Source organism: Phaeodactylibacter sp. (assembly GCF_022763345.1).
Classification (GTDB): domain Bacteria; phylum Bacteroidota; class Bacteroidia; order Chitinophagales; family Saprospiraceae; genus Phaeodactylibacter.
In genome coordinates, this window is the sequence record NZ_JALEGS010000018.1 from 1 (window position 1) to 15,997 (window position 15,997).

Below are 15,997 nucleotides of genomic sequence, written 5' to 3' on the forward strand. Positions count from 1 at the left end.
AAACGTACGAGCATTTACGCTGGGAAGTGGCTTGCTCCGATGTCGCAAATCTAAGATCCCGACATTTATCGTCGGTGACCACTTCGTATTGCGTATACAACCCAGCAGAACCGCATAACACCCACAGCCTATGCTATTCGTAGATACCCGCCACCGCAGTCAGGAGGATGAAATTATGGATGATTTCGATATGACGGGCGAGATGCTCCGGGATTCCCTGGACCAGATTGCGCGCATTAACCGCTGGCTGGGGGGGAACCCTATCACAGTGAATGGTGTGAAGCAACTGGTCAGCAACTTACCCAAAAGTCAGCCTATCCACCTGGTGGATCTGGGCTGTGGCAATGGCGACCTGCTGCGCATTCTTGCCCGTTGGGGGCGGCGGCAGGGACGTACTTTTCGGCTGACGGGGATTGATGGCAATGCGTACACTATTGACTACGCCCGGAAGCTTTCTAAGGACTATCCGGAAATTGAGTACCGGACAGAAATGCTGCCCTCTTCATGGTTAGAAACAGCAGATTACGATATCGTCCTTTGCACTTTATTTCTTCACCATTTTCCGACAGAACAGTTACTGCGGTTATTAAAAGTCGTACAGCAGCAGGCTAAACTCGGCATTGTTGTCAATGATCTGCAACGTAGCGCCCTGGCCTACCGTTTGTTCCAGTTGATTACCTTACCGGTTGCTAACCCTATGGTAATCCGTGATGGATTGGTTTCTATACTGCGTGGATTTAAACGTAAAGAAATGGAAGCATGGGCCCAAGAGCTGGCCCCTTCTGACAGCTTGATCCGGTGGCGGTGGGCATTCCGTTATCAATGGATTATAAAAAACAACGAGGGCTAATCTTTGATCTCTTTCAGAACCGCTGGAAGTACGATAACATCCGAAACCAACGCAATGGCAACGGTAAATGCACAAAGTAAACCGAAGGTTTGTACAGACAGCACCCCACTTGCTCCCACTACCAGAAAGCCGCACACCAAGGCAATGGTCGTGGCCAGTAACGCACCTCCGGTATAGTGAAGCCCCTGATCCAGTGCCCTGACCCTGGTAAGCCCTTGCTTACGGTAGGACTTATAACTGTGCAGCAGGTGGATCGTATCGTCCATCGCTACTCCTAGCATGATGGGGGCAAGCATGGCGTTTGCCGCTTCCAAAGCAATACCGCCCAGGCTCATCACCGTTCCCGTAAGCAATATGGGCAACAAGTTGGGCAGCATGACCAGTAAGCTGACCTTCCAGTCCCCTACGAAATAGAAAAGAATACCGAAGGCCAGGATAAAAGCCGTTCCGAAAGACCAAAGCTGCGTTTGCAGGATGAAGGTATTCAACTGTGCAAAAAGCGCCAAAAAGCCATGCACGGATAGTTCATACCTTGCCGGATCAAAATGCTGTTGAAAGTTGGCCCGTATCGCAGCAAGCAATTGTTCCAGTGCTTTTGTCTCCAGTTCCTTCACATTCGCGGAGATGCTAAGCGCACTTTGATCTTCGGCCACGGGAGAGAAGAAAGCGTTGCGGTCAACCGGGGGTTGGCTTAGGATATCGGCAGCGTTTGCCGGGCTGAATACAGATAGCGGACTGCTCCGGGACTCCAGAAAGTCACGAAAATTAAGAATAGAAACAGGTGTCGCCAGCTGAGGGTGCTCCTCGACAAACGCCTGAAAAGTATCCAAACGGTCAAGGGTAGCCCTGTTGAGCATACTGCTGTCCTGGCGGTGGGCGATGTTGATTTGAAAACGGGCATTGCCACCCAGAACCTTCTCTATGGCGAATAAATCAGCTTTTGCCTGGCCTTCTCCCAACAAATGCAGAGAATCGGTATTGACTTCTAGTCTGCTAACCGACCCTATGCCCAACAAGGCCAAAACAGCAGCTATCCCGATGATCAACCGGGCGTGGTGAGTCGTCCAGCCATTGATATGATTGACCGCATTCCGGATAAAACGGGTCTGAAAATGCTTAAGCCGGGTGCCAGCTCGGGTGCCAGCTACCGGAACTTGAGGAAGGCAGCTAAAGCCAATAGCGGTGATCAAGTAGACCAGTACAAAGGCAACCACCATGCCGAGAAAGGTAAATAGCCCCATAACCCGGAATGCTGGCAAGGGAGACAAGGTAAGCGCCAGATAGCCAATAACTGTAGTGGCCGTTGTGTAAAAGCAGGGCTTCAGGCTATACAACAGGGCTTTTTCAATAAGGGTTATCCGTACCTCCTGTGGGTGCTTGCCTGCCTCCTGATGAAAGATATTAATGATATGCACAGAATCGCTCACGCTGTATACCATCAGGATCGTCGGGATCAGCATGGAGATCAGGTTAAGGGAGTAGCCCAGACTGGTCATCACCCCCATCAGTACGCTGATAGGTACCGCCACGCTAACGACAGCAATAGGGATGTAGTACCAATGAGGAAGCAACAGGAAGAGGAGGGCAAATATGACCAGAGTCGTTGCCACAGCAAAGAAAGTGCTTTCCTCGTAGATGCTGGCGTTAAAAGCTTCATTGAGTATGGGCTGCCCCGAAATAAGCGCTCCGGGCAGGTGTTCTTCAATCACCATTTCCAGGTGACTTACGATTTCATTTCGCTTTGATTCCAGTTTATCCGTTGGGTCGAGTTGCGCATAGAAGAAGAGGTGCTTTCCCTCAGGCCCGATCAGTTGATGCCGGATAGCCGGGAGCTGTTCGAGTAACTGGCTTACCTGACTGGGCGTGCGCCCCGATGGAAAAAGGGGTCGGTAATAGAGCCTCCGGTTGGAATATATGGGATACTGAGCGTTAGCCAGGCTAAATGTGGCGTGTACACCGGGCAGAGTATCCGCCTGCTGGTGTAAAGCCCTGAGTGATTTGAGGTGTGTGCTGTCCAGCGCATCCTCAACCTCCAGCATGGCGATGACGATCTCATCAGAGCCACGTTCGTGCTGGAACTTCAAATACGACTGATAGCCAGGGTTATCCTCCAGAAACCAGATGGACACCGAATTGTCGACCCGGAGGTTTTGTGCCGTTTGGTAGGCACCGGTTACCGTGGCGAACAGCAGTATGCCCGCCCACCACCAGCGATGGCGAATAACCCTGCGGACCATTTTTGAAAACAATTGCTTCATAATCTAATGAGCCAGGCTGCCCAGCATAACTTCTGCCCATGCGCCATGATGGGACCACGACAGGAAGGCGCTTTGCGGCTCATTCAGGTAATACAGGATCGGCCGGCCGAGTTCATTTTTTCGGATATTAATCTTGTCGGGGCGGCATTGGAAGTGTCGGGCAGCAAGTTCTGCTGCTGTCTGCCGGATCGCAGTGCTTCTTTGTTTTGGAAGCGCATCAGGCGTATGCAAAAGCTGTCTGTCCAAAATGTGGATGGGGGCGACTTCAGTGGAGCTGCTGATGAAGTTTTCATTAGCTTGAGCCTTTACCATGTAGGTTCGTTCCTGCGTATGCAAAACAGCCTGAAAATGATCTGCCTCCTGTGTGGAAGACCATTCAACAACTTGTAATGACCGGGGAGCGTACCGGCGTTGATGGAATTCAGTGGACCAGGCTTTATAGGCGGCTTCCTTGCATGCCCAAAGCAACCACACCTGCTGTTCAGGGTCGTTGGCCTGATGTATGAGGGCCTGCTCTCGGTCTGTGAAGAGTTTACCGAGGTAGCCGGGCCGGTGCCAGTTGCTGCTTTGACAGGCTGTTTTGACATCGACTATATCGTTGCCAATCATCCTGCTTTTTCTTCAATAACGGACAGAGCGGCCTTGACGGTAAGCATTTTTTCCATGGCTTCATCCTCGATTTCAATATCAAATTCATCCTCAACATCGAGGATAATATCTACCAGATGAGCGGAATTGATCTTCAGGTCTTTGATGAAATCAGTCTCTTCGGTTAAATTCCCGAAGGCTTCCTCATCCGTCACATAAGGCTTGATGATGCGGCGAAGGGCCTCTAAACGTTCAGCTTGGTTCATTCGTCGTAGTTTAAAACGCGCCATTAAAGGATTGAAAGATAACACAGGCATTGACATCTCCAAAGCCAAACCCGGCTTTAATCACTGTTTTTACGGAAAGGTCTTCACGCAACTGTCGCACGATACGCCCCTCAGGTATGACCTCAAGAATGGACGGATGAGGGTCTTCACAATTGATGGAAGGGAAGACGAACCCCTGATGTAAGCCCAAAACAGCAGCTACACTTTCGATGCTGCCCGCTGCGCTGATGCAGTGCCCGATCATGCCCTTCAGGGAGTGGATGTATGGGAAGTCTGATCCGGTCCTCCCGAGCGCCACCGCCCAGTTTTGGATTTCGTCTGGGTCTTTGGTGGTCGCGGTCAGGTGCCCGTTGATCAGGTCAATGTCAGCCGGAGCCACATTACAACGCGACAAAGCCGCCCGTATGCAACGTTGCACGCCGACCGGGTTAGGTGCAGTCATAGAGCCTCCGCTCCTTTGCCCTCCGGAGTTGCTGGCTCCGCCCAGCACCTCTGCATAAATGCGTGCGCCTCGTTCCAGTGCGCTATCCAAAGATTCTAATACTAAAGCCCCTGCTCCGCTGCCGGGCACAAATCCTGCTGCGGTAGCGCTCATCGGCCGGGAAGCTGAGGCGGGGTGCTCGTTGCTCCGGTTATTCATCACCCGCATGGCATCAAAGCCACCCCACAGGTAAGGCCCGCTATCGCTGGCACTCCCCGCAAGCATCCGTTTTGCATAGCCGTTGGCAATATGCTCATAGGCCATCAGTATAGATTCCGTTCCGGTGGCGCAGGCAGAGGAATTGGTGGTTATAGTGTTGCCAAGCCCCAGTATACCGCCCAGATAGGCACTCACTCCACTAGCCATAATTTGAGGCACCGTGGTACTGCCCAGGCGCTTTACCCTCCCCTCGTCCACCAGGTAAGCGGCTTCCCGCATTTTATCCACTCCCGAATTGCCAATACCCAAAATGGCACCGCTGTCAAAATCTGCCGTTTCGCGCTCCCGGGAGAGGCCAGCATCTTCCCAGGCATCAATGCCTGCCATACAGCCATACAGGATGCCGGAGGAAACAAAATTGCGCAACTGCAGAGACGTAAGGTATTGAGCTTTCAGTTCTTCTGAGACTTCGGGAGCACCACCAATCTGGCAGGAAAAGTTCAGTTCCGCCAGTTGTTCCTGGTACCGAATGCCTGATTGCCCTGCGCGGATGGCGGCAGTAAAGTCAGGAAGCCCCACCCCATTAGGCGCAGCAACTCCGAGGCCTGTGATGACAACACGTTTGTTCATAGTTGAGCAGTTATTGGACTACACATGCCTGCCAGTTCCCCCTGACAGGCCAGTTCAGATTGTGCATTAAAGAGTTGCACCTTGCATTTGAGCTTACCAAAACGAAAGTATACTTTTTCGGAAACTACTTTTACCCGCTCCCCGGGATAAACAGGCTTCAGGTAATCGACAGCCTGGGAAGAAAATGCCACGCCAGGCTGCTGTCCCGAGGCTATTTTATCCTGCAACAGGTAAATACCGAGACAAACCAGCCCAATTTGCGCCATGGTTTCCGAGAGAATAACCCCTGGCGTAACCGGATGCCCTGGAAAATGCCCCCGGTAGAAACCGGCATTGGGTGGGAAGGTATAGTATCCCGTTGCCCCCTGCTCATCGACCCGCTCGAGTTCGTCAACAAACCGAAAAGGGGCTGCGTAGGGGAGTAATTCGAGTATTTTGGAATGGTTCATTGGACTAGATAGTTTATTGCAAGTGCTCTCCACCATCCACCGGGATGACGGCCCCGTTGATCCAGGCTGCTTCTGGCCGGACCAAAAGGCTAACCACTGCAGCTACATCCTCAGGCCGGGTCAGGCGGTCAAAAGGATTGCGTTGCCGACTGATTTCCATTAGCCGTTCGTGCCCGGGAATGAGGCGCAACGATGGCGTATCGGTGGTGCCAGCCTGGATACAGTTGGCCCGGATGCCGTAGGGGGCAAACTCCAGGGCAATTTGCCGGGTAATAGCTTCCAGGGCAGCCTTCGCTGCGGAGACCGCGCCGTAATTCGGCCAGGCCTTTTGATTGCCTTCGCTGGTGAAGCTGATGATTCGGGTGTCCGATGCGAATAATTTAGCCTGGAAAAGCGCCTGCACCCAATCGTACAAACTGGTGGCCATAGCTGCCAGCGTGAGTTGGAAATCATCGCTCTGCAAGTAGGGTCCGTCCCCACCTGCCATAGGCTTCAGGTTTCCTTTTGCAATGCTGTGCACGACCACTCCAATACGCCCTTTTTCTCCTATTTGATTTTGAATGGCTTCAATAAGATCGGAGCGCTTATCCGCCCGGAGGGCATCCACGTTGAAGGATCCAAAGTCTGGTGCATTCGTAGCAATTTCCGAAAATGCTTCCTGAATCGCAGGCAACGTAGATTTGCGGTCTCTGTGGACAACAAGGATACCCCAGCCATCACGCCCCAGGGCTTTGACCGTAGCCAGCCCCAGGCCTGAAGACCCTCCCAAAATAAGTGCGTACTGGTGCATAACGGTTTGAGTTATTTGACCGAGAACTGCGCTGCTGCTACGCGCAGCCCTTCAAAAATTACCATTCCAATAAAACCCGCTGGGCCGAAAACCCCGGCCCAAAGCTAAGCATAAGCCCCTGATCGCCGGGCGGTATATCCCGCTCCAGAAACCGCTCCAGCACGTAGAGTACGGTGGCGCTCGACATATTGCCGTACAGCCTCAGGACCTCTTTCGTATCTGTGATACTTTTGCCAAGCTGACCGAACAAGTCCTCTACAATCTGAACGATCTTTTTGCCGCCAGGGTGAAAGACCAGGTGGTTGATACGTTCAATACTACTATCGGCTCTGGCCAGGAAAGGGTGAATGATATCCTCAAAGTGGGCAGCGATCGTCTCAGGTACAGATTGGTCGAGCACCATAGCCAGACCAGTATCTTTCAGTGCGAAGCCCATCATGTGCTGCGCGTTGTAAAAGTGATACATTTCTTCCCGGAGAATACGCGGGCCCTCATCATCAGGGTGAGAAGATAACAGCACACAGGCTGCTCCGTCTCCAAAGATGGCGGCGCTCACCACATTGACCATCGAGAAGTCCTCCTGCTGAAAAGTAGCCATCGGAGACTCCACCGCAATGACTGCTGCCCGCTTGCCAGGGTTCGCCTGCAGGAAGTTCTTGGCATAAATGATGCCTGACACGCCCGCTGCACACCCCATCTCCGTGACTGGCAACCGGACAATATCCTGGCGCATATCCAGCAGATTGATCAGGTGCGCATCGACAGAGGGGATCATAATGCCGGTACAGCTTACGGTGATAATGTAATCCAGATCCTTTGGCACCCAGCGCGCTTTTTCCAATGCCTGCTCCAGACACGACCGGCTCAGCTCAATGACCCCTTCGATATACCGATCGTTATTCTCTGCAAAACTGCGCCTAACGAACATTTCCTCAGGCGGGATAATGGAGTAGCGCCGATCCACGCCCGCATTGCGAAAGATTTTAAGAACCTTTCGCTGAAAGCGTTCATCCTGGCCGGAGAGCCACCCTTCAATGAAAGGCAGGATTTCGCTTGTATCGCGGGAATACGGAGGGAGCTGCTTGGCAACATGGGTTATTTTGACCATAAGGGTGCAAATATTCAATAGCGTTCTTGATGCTTAATCATCGTTCCAAAATTAGAACAAGGCTGTGCTGTAAATAGGTTTGAATTTTTGATTTAGTCCATTTCCACCGCACCGAATATCTGGTAAAATAGGGATAAACAATGGCGAACCAGGTTTTTCGGCCAGTGTTAATTATGCAATCCACTGTAATCTAGGAGTGCAATAATCACCATCAAAAAATCTGCCCGCTATGAAAAAGCTTGAGCTAATACTGCCGATATTTCTACTATTATTTACGGCCTGTAACCGCGACAGTAATGAGCCCGAGAACATCAGCGTAGAGAACTTTCTGAATGAAGTGGTCGACATCATGGAGCGCAACTCCATCAACCGAAACAATATCGATTGGGCCGATTTTAGAAGCCAAATACTGAATAGCGGCATGGCCGCACAGAGTGTCAATCAAACCGACGAGGCTTTGCAATTGGCGTTAGAATTGCTCGGTGACAACCATAGCTTTATCAGAAGGCAAAATGGCAGGCTGGTATTTGGTGCCGCTATAGACTGCCAGCAGAGCAACGTCGTTGTTCCAAATCTTCCGGAGAATATAGGATACGTAAGGGTTTCTTCTTTTTCAGGTTCAATTAATGCCGCTGCAATTGCATTTGCCGAAGATATTCAGGCGCAAATCAGGAATCGCGATCATCAGGATATCGAGGGCTGGATTGTCGACCTTAGAGGCAATATAGGTGGTAATATGTGGCCAATGCTGGCGGGTATAGGCCCTGTTTTAGGAGAAGGCTTAGCTGGCCATTTTATTGATCCGAACGGAGTGGAAGAGCCCTGGTTTTATATAAACGGAGCTGCCAGGCTCAACCAAAACAATATTGTTAGCGCACCTGATCCCTATGAGTTGATCAATCCTGATCCAAAAGTCGCCGTACTATTGGACCGGGCAGTTATAAGCTCCGGTGAGGCTATCGCTATTGCATTCAAAGGCAGAGCAAATACCCGGCATTTTGGCGCCGCCTCATGCGGTTTGTCAACGGCTAATACCACTTTTTCACTGCCGGACGGCTCTTCCTTATTTCTAACCACTGCATATATGGCTGACCGCGAAAAGAACCTGTTTGGTGGGCCGGTAATGCCCGATGTGCCTGGCGGCGGGAGTGAGATGATCACGGCGGCTACAGACTATATTTTAAACTGAAGGGGTGGATTCGTACCAAAGAAGCCTCCATTCAAATCTTACTTTAAGACAAGCTAAAATAACTGCGAACCAGGTTTTTTGGCCGGTGTTAATTATCCAATCAGCAATGCTGGCGGATTGAAAATATTACTTACCTGAAAATCTGAACACTATGAATACTTCACGGCCTTTCGTTATTATCTTAACATTTTTCACCCTGTTCCTGCTGTCGTCCTGCAGCCCGCCCACGGAGCCTGAAAAGGCGGAAGAAGCGACTGAAAATACTGAGGAAGAATCAATTGTGGGCCTGGTTGAGGATGTACTGACCGAAGAAGAACAAGCAGCACTTACTCCGGATATGGTCATTCAGTCCTTCAAGGAAGGCAACGACCGGTTTATGCGCAATGACCTGACCACCCGGAACCACTCAGAACAAGTGCGCAAGAGTACCAATGCGCAATATCCTAAAGCCATTGTTTTATCATGCGTCGACAGCCGGGTTCCGGTGGAAGACGTCTTCGACCGTGGTATTGGCGATGTGTTTGTTGCTCGTGTGGCAGGGAATTTTGTCAATGAGGACATCCTCGGCAGTATGGAATTTGCCTGTAAAGTCTCCGGTTCTAAGCTGATTCTGGTCTTAGGCCATGAGCACTGTGGTGCCGTCAAAGCTGCAGTGGACGGGGTGGAGTTGGGCAATATTACGCCTATGCTTGCCAAGATAAAGCCAGCCGTGGAGGCTACCGAATATGAAGGAGACCGAAGCTCCAAAAACGAGGCCTTTGTCCATAAGGTCTGCGAAAACAACGTACAGCATGCCATGGCGCAAATCCGGGAGCGAAGCCCCATCCTAAAGGAGATGGAGGACAATGGAGAAATCAAAATTGTCGGCGCCGTCTATGACATGGACAATGGAAAGGTGTCTTTTCTGAATTAAGCAGAGAACTAGGCTTCATCCTTCCCTATACAGCACCCCATCTTTAACCGTAGCCATTTCGCTACACGAAAAGGTGAGGCGCTCTTTTTTACCCCTTTCTGAAAGTACCACGGATTAAAAAGGTCCTATATCGTCATAATTGGGCCTTATCCTGCCAATAAACTCAAAAAAAGCAGAAAACCAATTAAAAAAACAGTACCTTAAGCGATTCAGCTATTTTCAAACTAAATGAGATAGAGCGCTAAAACCGGCTATTGGCTTTTACTTGGATGTGGCATTTTTTTCATAAAAACAATAATCTGAATGGCGGATAGCTATCAAAAGAAAGAACGGGAAAAGAAAAAACGTAAAAAGAGGAAAGAGAAGCAAGAGCGAAAAGAGCAGAAAAAGTTTGAGGACAAAAGCCAGGTCGAATTCATGTATGTGGATGAAAATGGCCAGTTCTCTACGACTCCTCCCGACAAGCCAAAGAAAGAGGTCAAGCTGGAAGACATTGAAATTGGCGTCCCAAAGTACGAAGATGACGGAAAGTCTAAGTACGAAAGAGAAGGCAAAGTAAAGTTCTTCAACGCCGAAAAGGGCTATGGTTTTATCATCGAAAAGGACACCCAGGAGAGTTACTTTGTACATGTGAACGATCTCGAAGAGGAGATCGATGCGGAAGACAAAGTCGCTTTTGAAATCGGGTCCGGTCCAAAAGGCCCCATCGCCATCAACGTACAGTTACAGAAAGCTTAATCGCTAACGAAGGAGTATCAGCACTACAACGGCTGCAAGCCATCTTAGTGCCGATACTCTCCATCTGGTCTTCATCCCTGATCAGCTACTTCTTCCGGAATAGTCTCCACGGGTTCCGGGGCGACAGGCTCAGGCTTTGCCACGAGCGTCACCGTAACCGGAAGCGCATTGGTCTCCCGCTCATTTAACAGCAGGCTCGCCCATAGTCGGGTACTGCCATTAAAGCGGGCACGCAGGGCAGGATCGAGTGTGAAAATCACCATCTGATCTGTCCAGAGTTCGATGTGCGCATCCACCGGCTTATGGTTGATCGCCAGCTGGAATTTATTCTTATCATTCGGCTCCCCGGTTCCCCGCAGCGATTGCCCAAACAAGGTAACGGTAAGGGCGCCCTCCGATTCATGCTGCACCAGGTAATGCAACTGGGTAGGCTGCTTAAGGTCCTGCCCATCGGCGTATACCTGTATAAGGTGCATGGTTCGTTCCATGGCGTGGTCGATACGGCCAATGGTCTGCCGGAGGTCGAAATCCGTCAGCAGCCCTTCGGCCACGTACTGGCTTTGAATGTAGGTGCCGTTGAGGTTGAGCTCCCAGACGAAGCTGGTGAAGGCCGTTTGTACCTGCACCAAATCCGCCATAGCCCGCTGTATGCGCTCGAGCGGGTCTTTGAGGAATTGGGTTAGAATGGCAGCCAGCCCACCCAGCCCGGTTAGCACACCTGTGACGCGCCCACCCAGCTCCTGGCTGACTACAGAAATGATCACGCCGCCCATAAGCAGGACTACGCCCATGACAAAGGTGGCCACGTTCAGCTGCTGCAGCAGGCGCATGGTCTTCTTGGCGTTGTCCACAGCATCGTTGAGCAAGATAGAAGCCTCCTCGCTGCGAGCTTTAGACGGTTTGAGGTAATACTCCGAAAGCAACTCCTGCCGGGCGGCTCGTTCCCGTTCTTCGCCAGTTACGGTGCGCACCAGTGCATCTACTGCCACCCGGCCACCGATGTTCCCCAAAATCTTAACCAGATTTTCCCGGATATCGATGTTTTCTTCTTTGGGCAATCGCTTGCTGAGCGGCTCAATCGCCAGACGTTCCAACTGGCTTTTGATGCGTGTGTAAGTCTCCATTCTCTCTTCAAAGAACCAGCGGTCGCTCATCTCTCCCAACAGATGGGTGATCCACTTCTGAACGGCAATTTCCCGGGCCTGCATTTCCTCCTCCGTTAACACCTTCAGAAGGGATTCCCCAAGATTGAAGGTGGCTTGCGGATTCAGGCTTCCGTCTGACCGGTGCACCGCATCCTCCTGGCTGGCCACCAGGTCCGCGTAAGCCTTAGACCGCTCCCGCAGACTGTAGCACCAACGGTAGATCTCATTGGTGGTATGGTTGTCGAGCTCTTTTTTATCCAGCTTTTTATCTTCAAAGACCCGTTTTACCGTAGGGTTTTGCTGATCGTCCAAGACCTTTTGGAAAACGTAATCCCTGACCTCCTTTTCCTGGCTCAGGTCTGTATGGTTATTCAGCAGGTTAATGAGTGCCAGCACCGCACCGGGCACATAGCGGGCTTTATGGGAAGCGCGGTCTACCAGGGGTGCATTCTGGGCACTGGCCACCCAGATGACGCATTTTTCCAGGATGGCTTTCAGGGCCGTTTCGCTGCCGTACTCAATCGCACTGGCAATGAGTTCGCTGGCTTTGTCCTCCTCGTTGATCAGCGCATTGAGGCGTTCCTGTATGACGGCAGACTTCCGTTTGAGGAAAACACTGGCCTCGGCGGAGACTTCCGGGTCTTTGTGATTGACCGTAGCGAGGATGACGGGCAGCAGGTCAGTATGGTTTGGAAAACCCGAATCTTTCCAGTGGGCTTCCAGAATACGGGGCGTGGCCAGCAGAAATTTGCCCTTTTCCTGCTGCGTAAAGGAAATATTTTCCAGTAGTTTCGCAGCCACTTCATCCGGATATACCCTTGCAATCCGCTTGAAAACTTCCCGGCCATCTGCCTCCTCTTCACTATCCCGCCGCTCAATGTAGCGCAGGTGTTTAAATAGCTCCGTCTCGTGCGGCTTTAAAAAGTTAGCAGCATCCTCCCGAATGCTCTGCTGATCGTGCTTCAGGGCAGCAATCAGGGCGGGAAGGACCTCGTGCTTCATTTTTTTGTTGCTCTTCCAGCGCCCTTCCAGGTCGTAATTCTCCAGATGGTAAGCTCCGAGATCATAATCATCCAGATTGACAGCCCCCAGGTTATCGAAGCTTAACCATGCCCGCCCCCGCTCCTCCAGCGGTAAAATACCGGGGTGCGCAATAAAACGGAAAACATAGTGAGGGCCCAGAATGACACAGATGGCGGCCAGGTCCCGCTCCAGAGAATTCTGCTCACCGGACTCCCGCAGGTATTTGAAAAGCGCCAGATAAAGCTGCCGGCGAATACCCTTTTCAGCAGGAATATGCTCCCGGTGTTTCACCAGGTATTTGAAGGCCTCACTCGCTTTATTGGGGTGGGACGCAAACTCGGAATCGAAATGCTCCAGGCGGTAGCAAATCAATTTATACATTTCCCGTTTGTGATTACTGCGGTAGTCTTCGGCGGCAAAGTAGGGCTCCGGATTATCTTTGTATTTACCCCAGATATCAATCCAGAATAAGGCAAATGCCTTCCAGTAAGCACTGATTTTAGCATTGAAAAAACGCTCCAGTTGGTTTTCTGCGGTTCCTGGTAGTTTGTAGAGCGTTCTAAGCACAGCGTCCAGCACAAACTTTTGATGCTTCCACTCCCTGGACACCTTACCCTTTCCTGCTTCCCGTATCAAATCGGAATAAGCCCCCTGCGAAAACTCCTCCAGTACCCTCCAAAGGGTATCGGTAGCCTGCTCCCATTCATCCTCCGGCTTAAAACCATTTTTTTCCAGGTGATGCAGCAGGGTCGCTCCCTCCTTCAGAATTGCCCAGGAATTATCAGCAGTATAGCCCTGCTTTGATACCTCGTCCAGCAGGTCTAAAACCTTATCGTAGACTTTTTCCTGACTGCCATCGTATTCAGTCAGCAGCCGCTTGCAGAACTCGGGTTCAGGGCTCTCGTAAAAACTGTAATTCTTGCCGATAGATCGTTCCGCGGAGGTAAGTAGTTTCTGCCAGTTTTGCGTTTCGGCTAGTGGCAGGGTCGAATGGTCCATGATTGCAGGGTTTAGGTTTAGGAGTGTCACGTTCTGTAGTTACAGATTTCCCCAAAGTACTTATTTTGCACCGCTTCTAACCCGCCCCGGTGCGGACAAACCTTACCTTTTGCACACCCTCCACCATCGAAAGGGCGAACTGGGCGGAGGTCAGCGGCTCGGAAATATTCAGCGCTTTTTTCTTGTTCTCGATGTCTTTGTACAAATGGCTTACTTGTACGATCCGGGTTTGGGGGTCCCAGTCCGACTTATCCATAATTTCTGTGGCGTAGGGTTTTTGTTTGCCTGGCTTGTTGGAATCTTGTTGTTGGTCCAGTCCGTTTACATTACGCAGTGCTTTAGTGTAGCGGTCGGCCTGATGATGAGGTTCGGGGGGCGTGAAGCCGAGGTGCAGGATTTCCGGCTTCTGGTGGATGTCAACGGCCATGGCATCCCCTTTGAACAGACAAAGCAGGACATTAGGCGATAAGCGCTCCATGCGTAGTATTTTCAATTTATTGTTATCCATTCCCGCCTCATCCTTGGCCAATTGGTTGTAGCCATCCACCTGGAGCTGGGGCCACCCTTTAACCACATAGGAACGCAGCAGGAAGCCACTCACCACCGGAGGTTGTTTACCGGCAACATGATCTTGGTGTAGCTTTTGATCGGTTTTCGCATCGGCAGCGGTTACCCTGCCCACAGTAAAGGCTCCGTCAATGAGGCAGGAAATCCAGTCCGGGTCGAGCTGAAAGAACCGGAAGGACTCTTTGGGCAGCATGCGTTCGTCGGGTACCAGGTAGTTAAAGGGCAGGCCCTTGAGCAGCCCCATGGCGCTAAACCAGTTTTCCACTTCTTCAGGCAATGCAGGGGCCTCGCCTATCGATTGATGGTACGGCAAGTGGGGGTGCAGTTCCTGTTGTTCTGCCAGCTTCAACTGATTTCGGTGCAGCCGCTTCCATCGGTAAAGGCTCGTAGATACCCCTTTGTTCTTCAGGGCCATCAGCCGGCCTAACTCCCAGGCGGCGGCGTAGGATGCATCAAACATGCCGTATTGCTCGTCGTACAACAATAAGGCATCGGAGGAGGAAGCAGGCAACAGATCCGCCGGCAGCGCAGGATTCTTTTTATGGCCAGGGATCATCGGGCTACGGTACCAGGAGACGCTGTTACCTCCCCGCCGGAAAAAGTGGGGCAGCGGGACATAGCCACTTTCCAGGTACCGGTTGGCGGCACTGATGTTGGCATCGTTCCCGGGGTTGGGCCGCAGCGGCAGGCGTAGGGTATTGAGCGTGTCTTTCTTTCCATGGTCGATGAGCTGCACCAGCAGCTGATCGAAATTATGGGTTTCGGTGACGCAGTTGAAGCTCCAGCTTTTCAGGCTGACAAGCGGAATACGGTCATTGTCTTTGAGATTATCGAAATAGAAGCTGTACTGGCTTCCATCCCAATGATAGCGTTCTTCCAATGAAACCAAATGCACGATGGACCGGGCGCCGGGCCTGGGCAGGCGGTTGGCCGGTACGATGGCTACTTTTTGCCCAAACTCATCATTGGCAGTGATCTTTACGGTTTGGGGATTAACAGCTACAGGCTTATTCTCAATCCAAACTTTTACATTGTAGTCGCCTGCCTTCAGCTTACCGGGCTCCAGCCTGGAATGGAAGGTGTTGTCCTCACGCTTTTCAATTGCTGCGTAGGCTGCATGTGCAAGTTGACCTTTGGCATCCCACAGCTCGTAATAAAGGCTGTCTGCACCGGGGTTGTCCAAGTTGATCCGAAGGGAAGACTCCCGGGCGTGGCACCATCGGGCCAGGTCTTCGCCGGAAGGCAGCAACTGCTGGAGCAGCGATTTTTTTACGGTGACAACGGTGAGCTTATCGTTGCTATTCTCATCTGATTCCAACGGCGGCTTGCCTCCCTTTGGAGGGAGCTTTAAGTTCGGCAATTTCAGAAAATCACTAATGGTCATAACATCCCCCTTCTCATTCCCTGCCCCCTCCGCATCCAATTCTTCTTCATTGAACACCAACAGGGCCATCCAGGGCATATCCTCCACCAGGGTACGGTCTTTTTCGTCTTTCGGCTCAGCGATCATGCGCTCCCAGGGCAAGGTGTTGCGGGCCAGGACCACCTGAGGAAATGAGGCGCTATGCTCCCCCAGGCTATTTGCCGGCGGATACACAGACGCGATATCGGAGGGCTTGAGTGCAAAGCGCTCTCCCCGGATGGAAAAGTTCAGCGTCTGGCTGGGAAAGGTGTTCTTTTCAGAGACTCCTGCTGCCGTGATCGTCTGGGAAGCCTCAAGGGTATAGTCGCCGCTTTTCAGGCCAGGCCGCTGGTATTGTATGAAATCGATATAGGTTTCTATGGTATTGCCCATGGCTGTGTTTTTTGTAACTGTTTCGGTT

13 protein-coding genes are annotated in these 15,997 nt (G+C 51.5%); 4 read left to right on the forward strand and 9 right to left on the reverse strand.

The features are described 5' to 3' along the window. Positions 1–130 precede the first annotated feature (130 nt). Positions 131–850, forward strand: coding sequence for a methyltransferase domain-containing protein (locus MRY86_RS04225; protein ID WP_293562911.1), 720 nt, complete (start codon positions 131–133; stop codon positions 848–850). Here the strand turns inward: MRY86_RS04225 and MRY86_RS04230 are convergent. Genes MRY86_RS04230 through MRY86_RS04260 form a run of 7 tightly spaced genes read right to left on the reverse strand, consistent with a single transcriptional unit; the run spans position 847 to position 7,600 of the window. Next, on the reverse strand, positions 847–3,108 hold the full coding sequence (locus MRY86_RS04230) for an MMPL family transporter (protein WP_293562912.1): 2,262 nt from the start codon (positions 3,106–3,108) through the stop codon (positions 847–849). The two genes, MRY86_RS04225 and MRY86_RS04230, sit on opposite strands and share 4 nt — an antisense overlap. 3 nt (positions 3,109–3,111) lie before the next feature. After that, positions 3,112–3,717, reverse strand: a complete 606-nt coding sequence (locus MRY86_RS04235) for a 4'-phosphopantetheinyl transferase superfamily protein (protein ID WP_293562913.1) — start codon at positions 3,715–3,717, stop codon at positions 3,112–3,114. Then, complete coding sequence (locus tag MRY86_RS04240; RefSeq protein ID WP_293562914.1) at positions 3,714–3,962, reverse strand: phosphopantetheine-binding protein; 249 nt, start codon at positions 3,960–3,962, stop codon at positions 3,714–3,716. The genes MRY86_RS04235 and MRY86_RS04240 overlap by 4 nt, the downstream gene beginning before the upstream one ends. Before the next feature lie 10 nt (positions 3,963–3,972). After that, complete coding sequence (locus MRY86_RS04245; RefSeq protein WP_293562915.1) at positions 3,973–5,253, reverse strand: beta-ketoacyl-[acyl-carrier-protein] synthase family protein; 1,281 nt, start codon at positions 5,251–5,253, stop codon at positions 3,973–3,975. Further along, a complete protein-coding gene (locus MRY86_RS04250; RefSeq protein WP_293562916.1) occupies positions 5,250–5,702 on the reverse strand; it encodes a 3-hydroxyacyl-ACP dehydratase FabZ family protein in 453 nt (150 codons plus the stop codon). The genes MRY86_RS04245 and MRY86_RS04250 overlap by 4 nt, the downstream gene beginning before the upstream one ends. Before the next feature lie 13 nt (positions 5,703–5,715). Beyond that, positions 5,716–6,492, reverse strand: a complete 777-nt coding sequence (locus MRY86_RS04255) for an SDR family oxidoreductase (RefSeq protein ID WP_293562917.1) — start codon at positions 6,490–6,492, stop codon at positions 5,716–5,718. 58 nt (positions 6,493–6,550) lie between these two features. Next, positions 6,551–7,600: a type III polyketide synthase gene (locus MRY86_RS04260; RefSeq protein ID WP_293562918.1), complete on the reverse strand. Its 1,050-nt coding sequence runs from the start codon at positions 7,598–7,600 to the stop codon at positions 6,551–6,553. Positions 7,601–7,829: 229 nt separating this feature from the next. Between MRY86_RS04260 and MRY86_RS04265 the strand changes: the two genes are divergently transcribed. The 3 genes from MRY86_RS04265 to MRY86_RS27135 all read left to right on the forward strand — a co-directional run bounded on the left by MRY86_RS04265 (position 7,830) and on the right by MRY86_RS27135 (position 10,440). Next, positions 7,830–8,789: a S41 family peptidase gene (locus MRY86_RS04265; protein ID WP_293571031.1), complete on the forward strand. Its 960-nt coding sequence runs from the start codon at positions 7,830–7,832 to the stop codon at positions 8,787–8,789. 151 nt (positions 8,790–8,940) lie between these two features. Further along, positions 8,941–9,702 carry a carbonic anhydrase family protein gene (locus MRY86_RS04270; protein ID WP_293567264.1) on the forward strand — a complete coding sequence of 254 codons (762 nt, stop codon included), beginning with the start codon at positions 8,941–8,943 and terminating at the stop codon, positions 9,700–9,702. 303 nt (positions 9,703–10,005) lie between these two features. Beyond that, positions 10,006–10,440: a cold shock domain-containing protein gene (locus tag MRY86_RS27135; protein WP_363325428.1), complete on the forward strand. Its 435-nt coding sequence runs from the start codon at positions 10,006–10,008 to the stop codon at positions 10,438–10,440. Between the two features lie 71 nt (positions 10,441–10,511). Here MRY86_RS27135 and MRY86_RS04280 read toward each other — a convergent pair whose 3' ends face one another. Beyond that, positions 10,512–13,607 (reverse strand): hypothetical protein, encoded by a 3,096-nt coding sequence (locus MRY86_RS04280; protein ID WP_293567265.1) that lies wholly within the window; start codon positions 13,605–13,607, stop codon positions 10,512–10,514. Between the two features lie 76 nt (positions 13,608–13,683). Continuing rightward, on the reverse strand, positions 13,684–15,969 hold the full coding sequence (locus MRY86_RS04285) for a hypothetical protein (protein WP_293567266.1): 2,286 nt from the start codon (positions 15,967–15,969) through the stop codon (positions 13,684–13,686). Positions 15,970–15,997 lie beyond the last annotated feature (28 nt).

Coding starts and splice junctions, on each gene's coding strand:
- MRY86_RS04225 (WP_293562911.1), top strand. CDS start 131: ATGCTATTCGTAGATACCCGCCACCGCAGTCAGGAGGATGAAATTATG.
- MRY86_RS04230 (WP_293562912.1), bottom strand. CDS start 3,108: ATGAAGCAATTGTTTTCAAAAATGGTCCGCAGGGTTATTCGCCATCGC.
- MRY86_RS04235 (WP_293562913.1), bottom strand. CDS start 3,717: ATGATTGGCAACGATATAGTCGATGTCAAAACAGCCTGTCAAAGCAGC.
- MRY86_RS04240 (WP_293562914.1), bottom strand. CDS start 3,962: ATGAACCAAGCTGAACGTTTAGAGGCCCTTCGCCGCATCATCAAGCCT.
- MRY86_RS04245 (WP_293562915.1), bottom strand. CDS start 5,253: ATGAACAAACGTGTTGTCATCACAGGCCTCGGAGTTGCTGCGCCTAAT.
- MRY86_RS04250 (WP_293562916.1), bottom strand. CDS start 5,702: ATGAACCATTCCAAAATACTCGAATTACTCCCCTACGCAGCCCCTTTT.
- MRY86_RS04255 (WP_293562917.1), bottom strand. CDS start 6,492: ATGCACCAGTACGCACTTATTTTGGGAGGGTCTTCAGGCCTGGGGCTG.
- MRY86_RS04260 (WP_293562918.1), bottom strand. CDS start 7,600: ATGGTCAAAATAACCCATGTTGCCAAGCAGCTCCCTCCGTATTCCCGC.
- MRY86_RS04265 (WP_293571031.1), top strand. CDS start 7,830: ATGAAAAAGCTTGAGCTAATACTGCCGATATTTCTACTATTATTTACG.
- MRY86_RS04270 (WP_293567264.1), top strand. CDS start 8,941: ATGAATACTTCACGGCCTTTCGTTATTATCTTAACATTTTTCACCCTG.
- MRY86_RS27135 (WP_363325428.1), top strand. CDS start 10,006: ATGGCGGATAGCTATCAAAAGAAAGAACGGGAAAAGAAAAAACGTAAA.
- MRY86_RS04280 (WP_293567265.1), bottom strand. CDS start 13,607: ATGGACCATTCGACCCTGCCACTAGCCGAAACGCAAAACTGGCAGAAA.
- MRY86_RS04285 (WP_293567266.1), bottom strand. CDS start 15,969: ATGGGCAATACCATAGAAACCTATATCGATTTCATACAATACCAGCGG.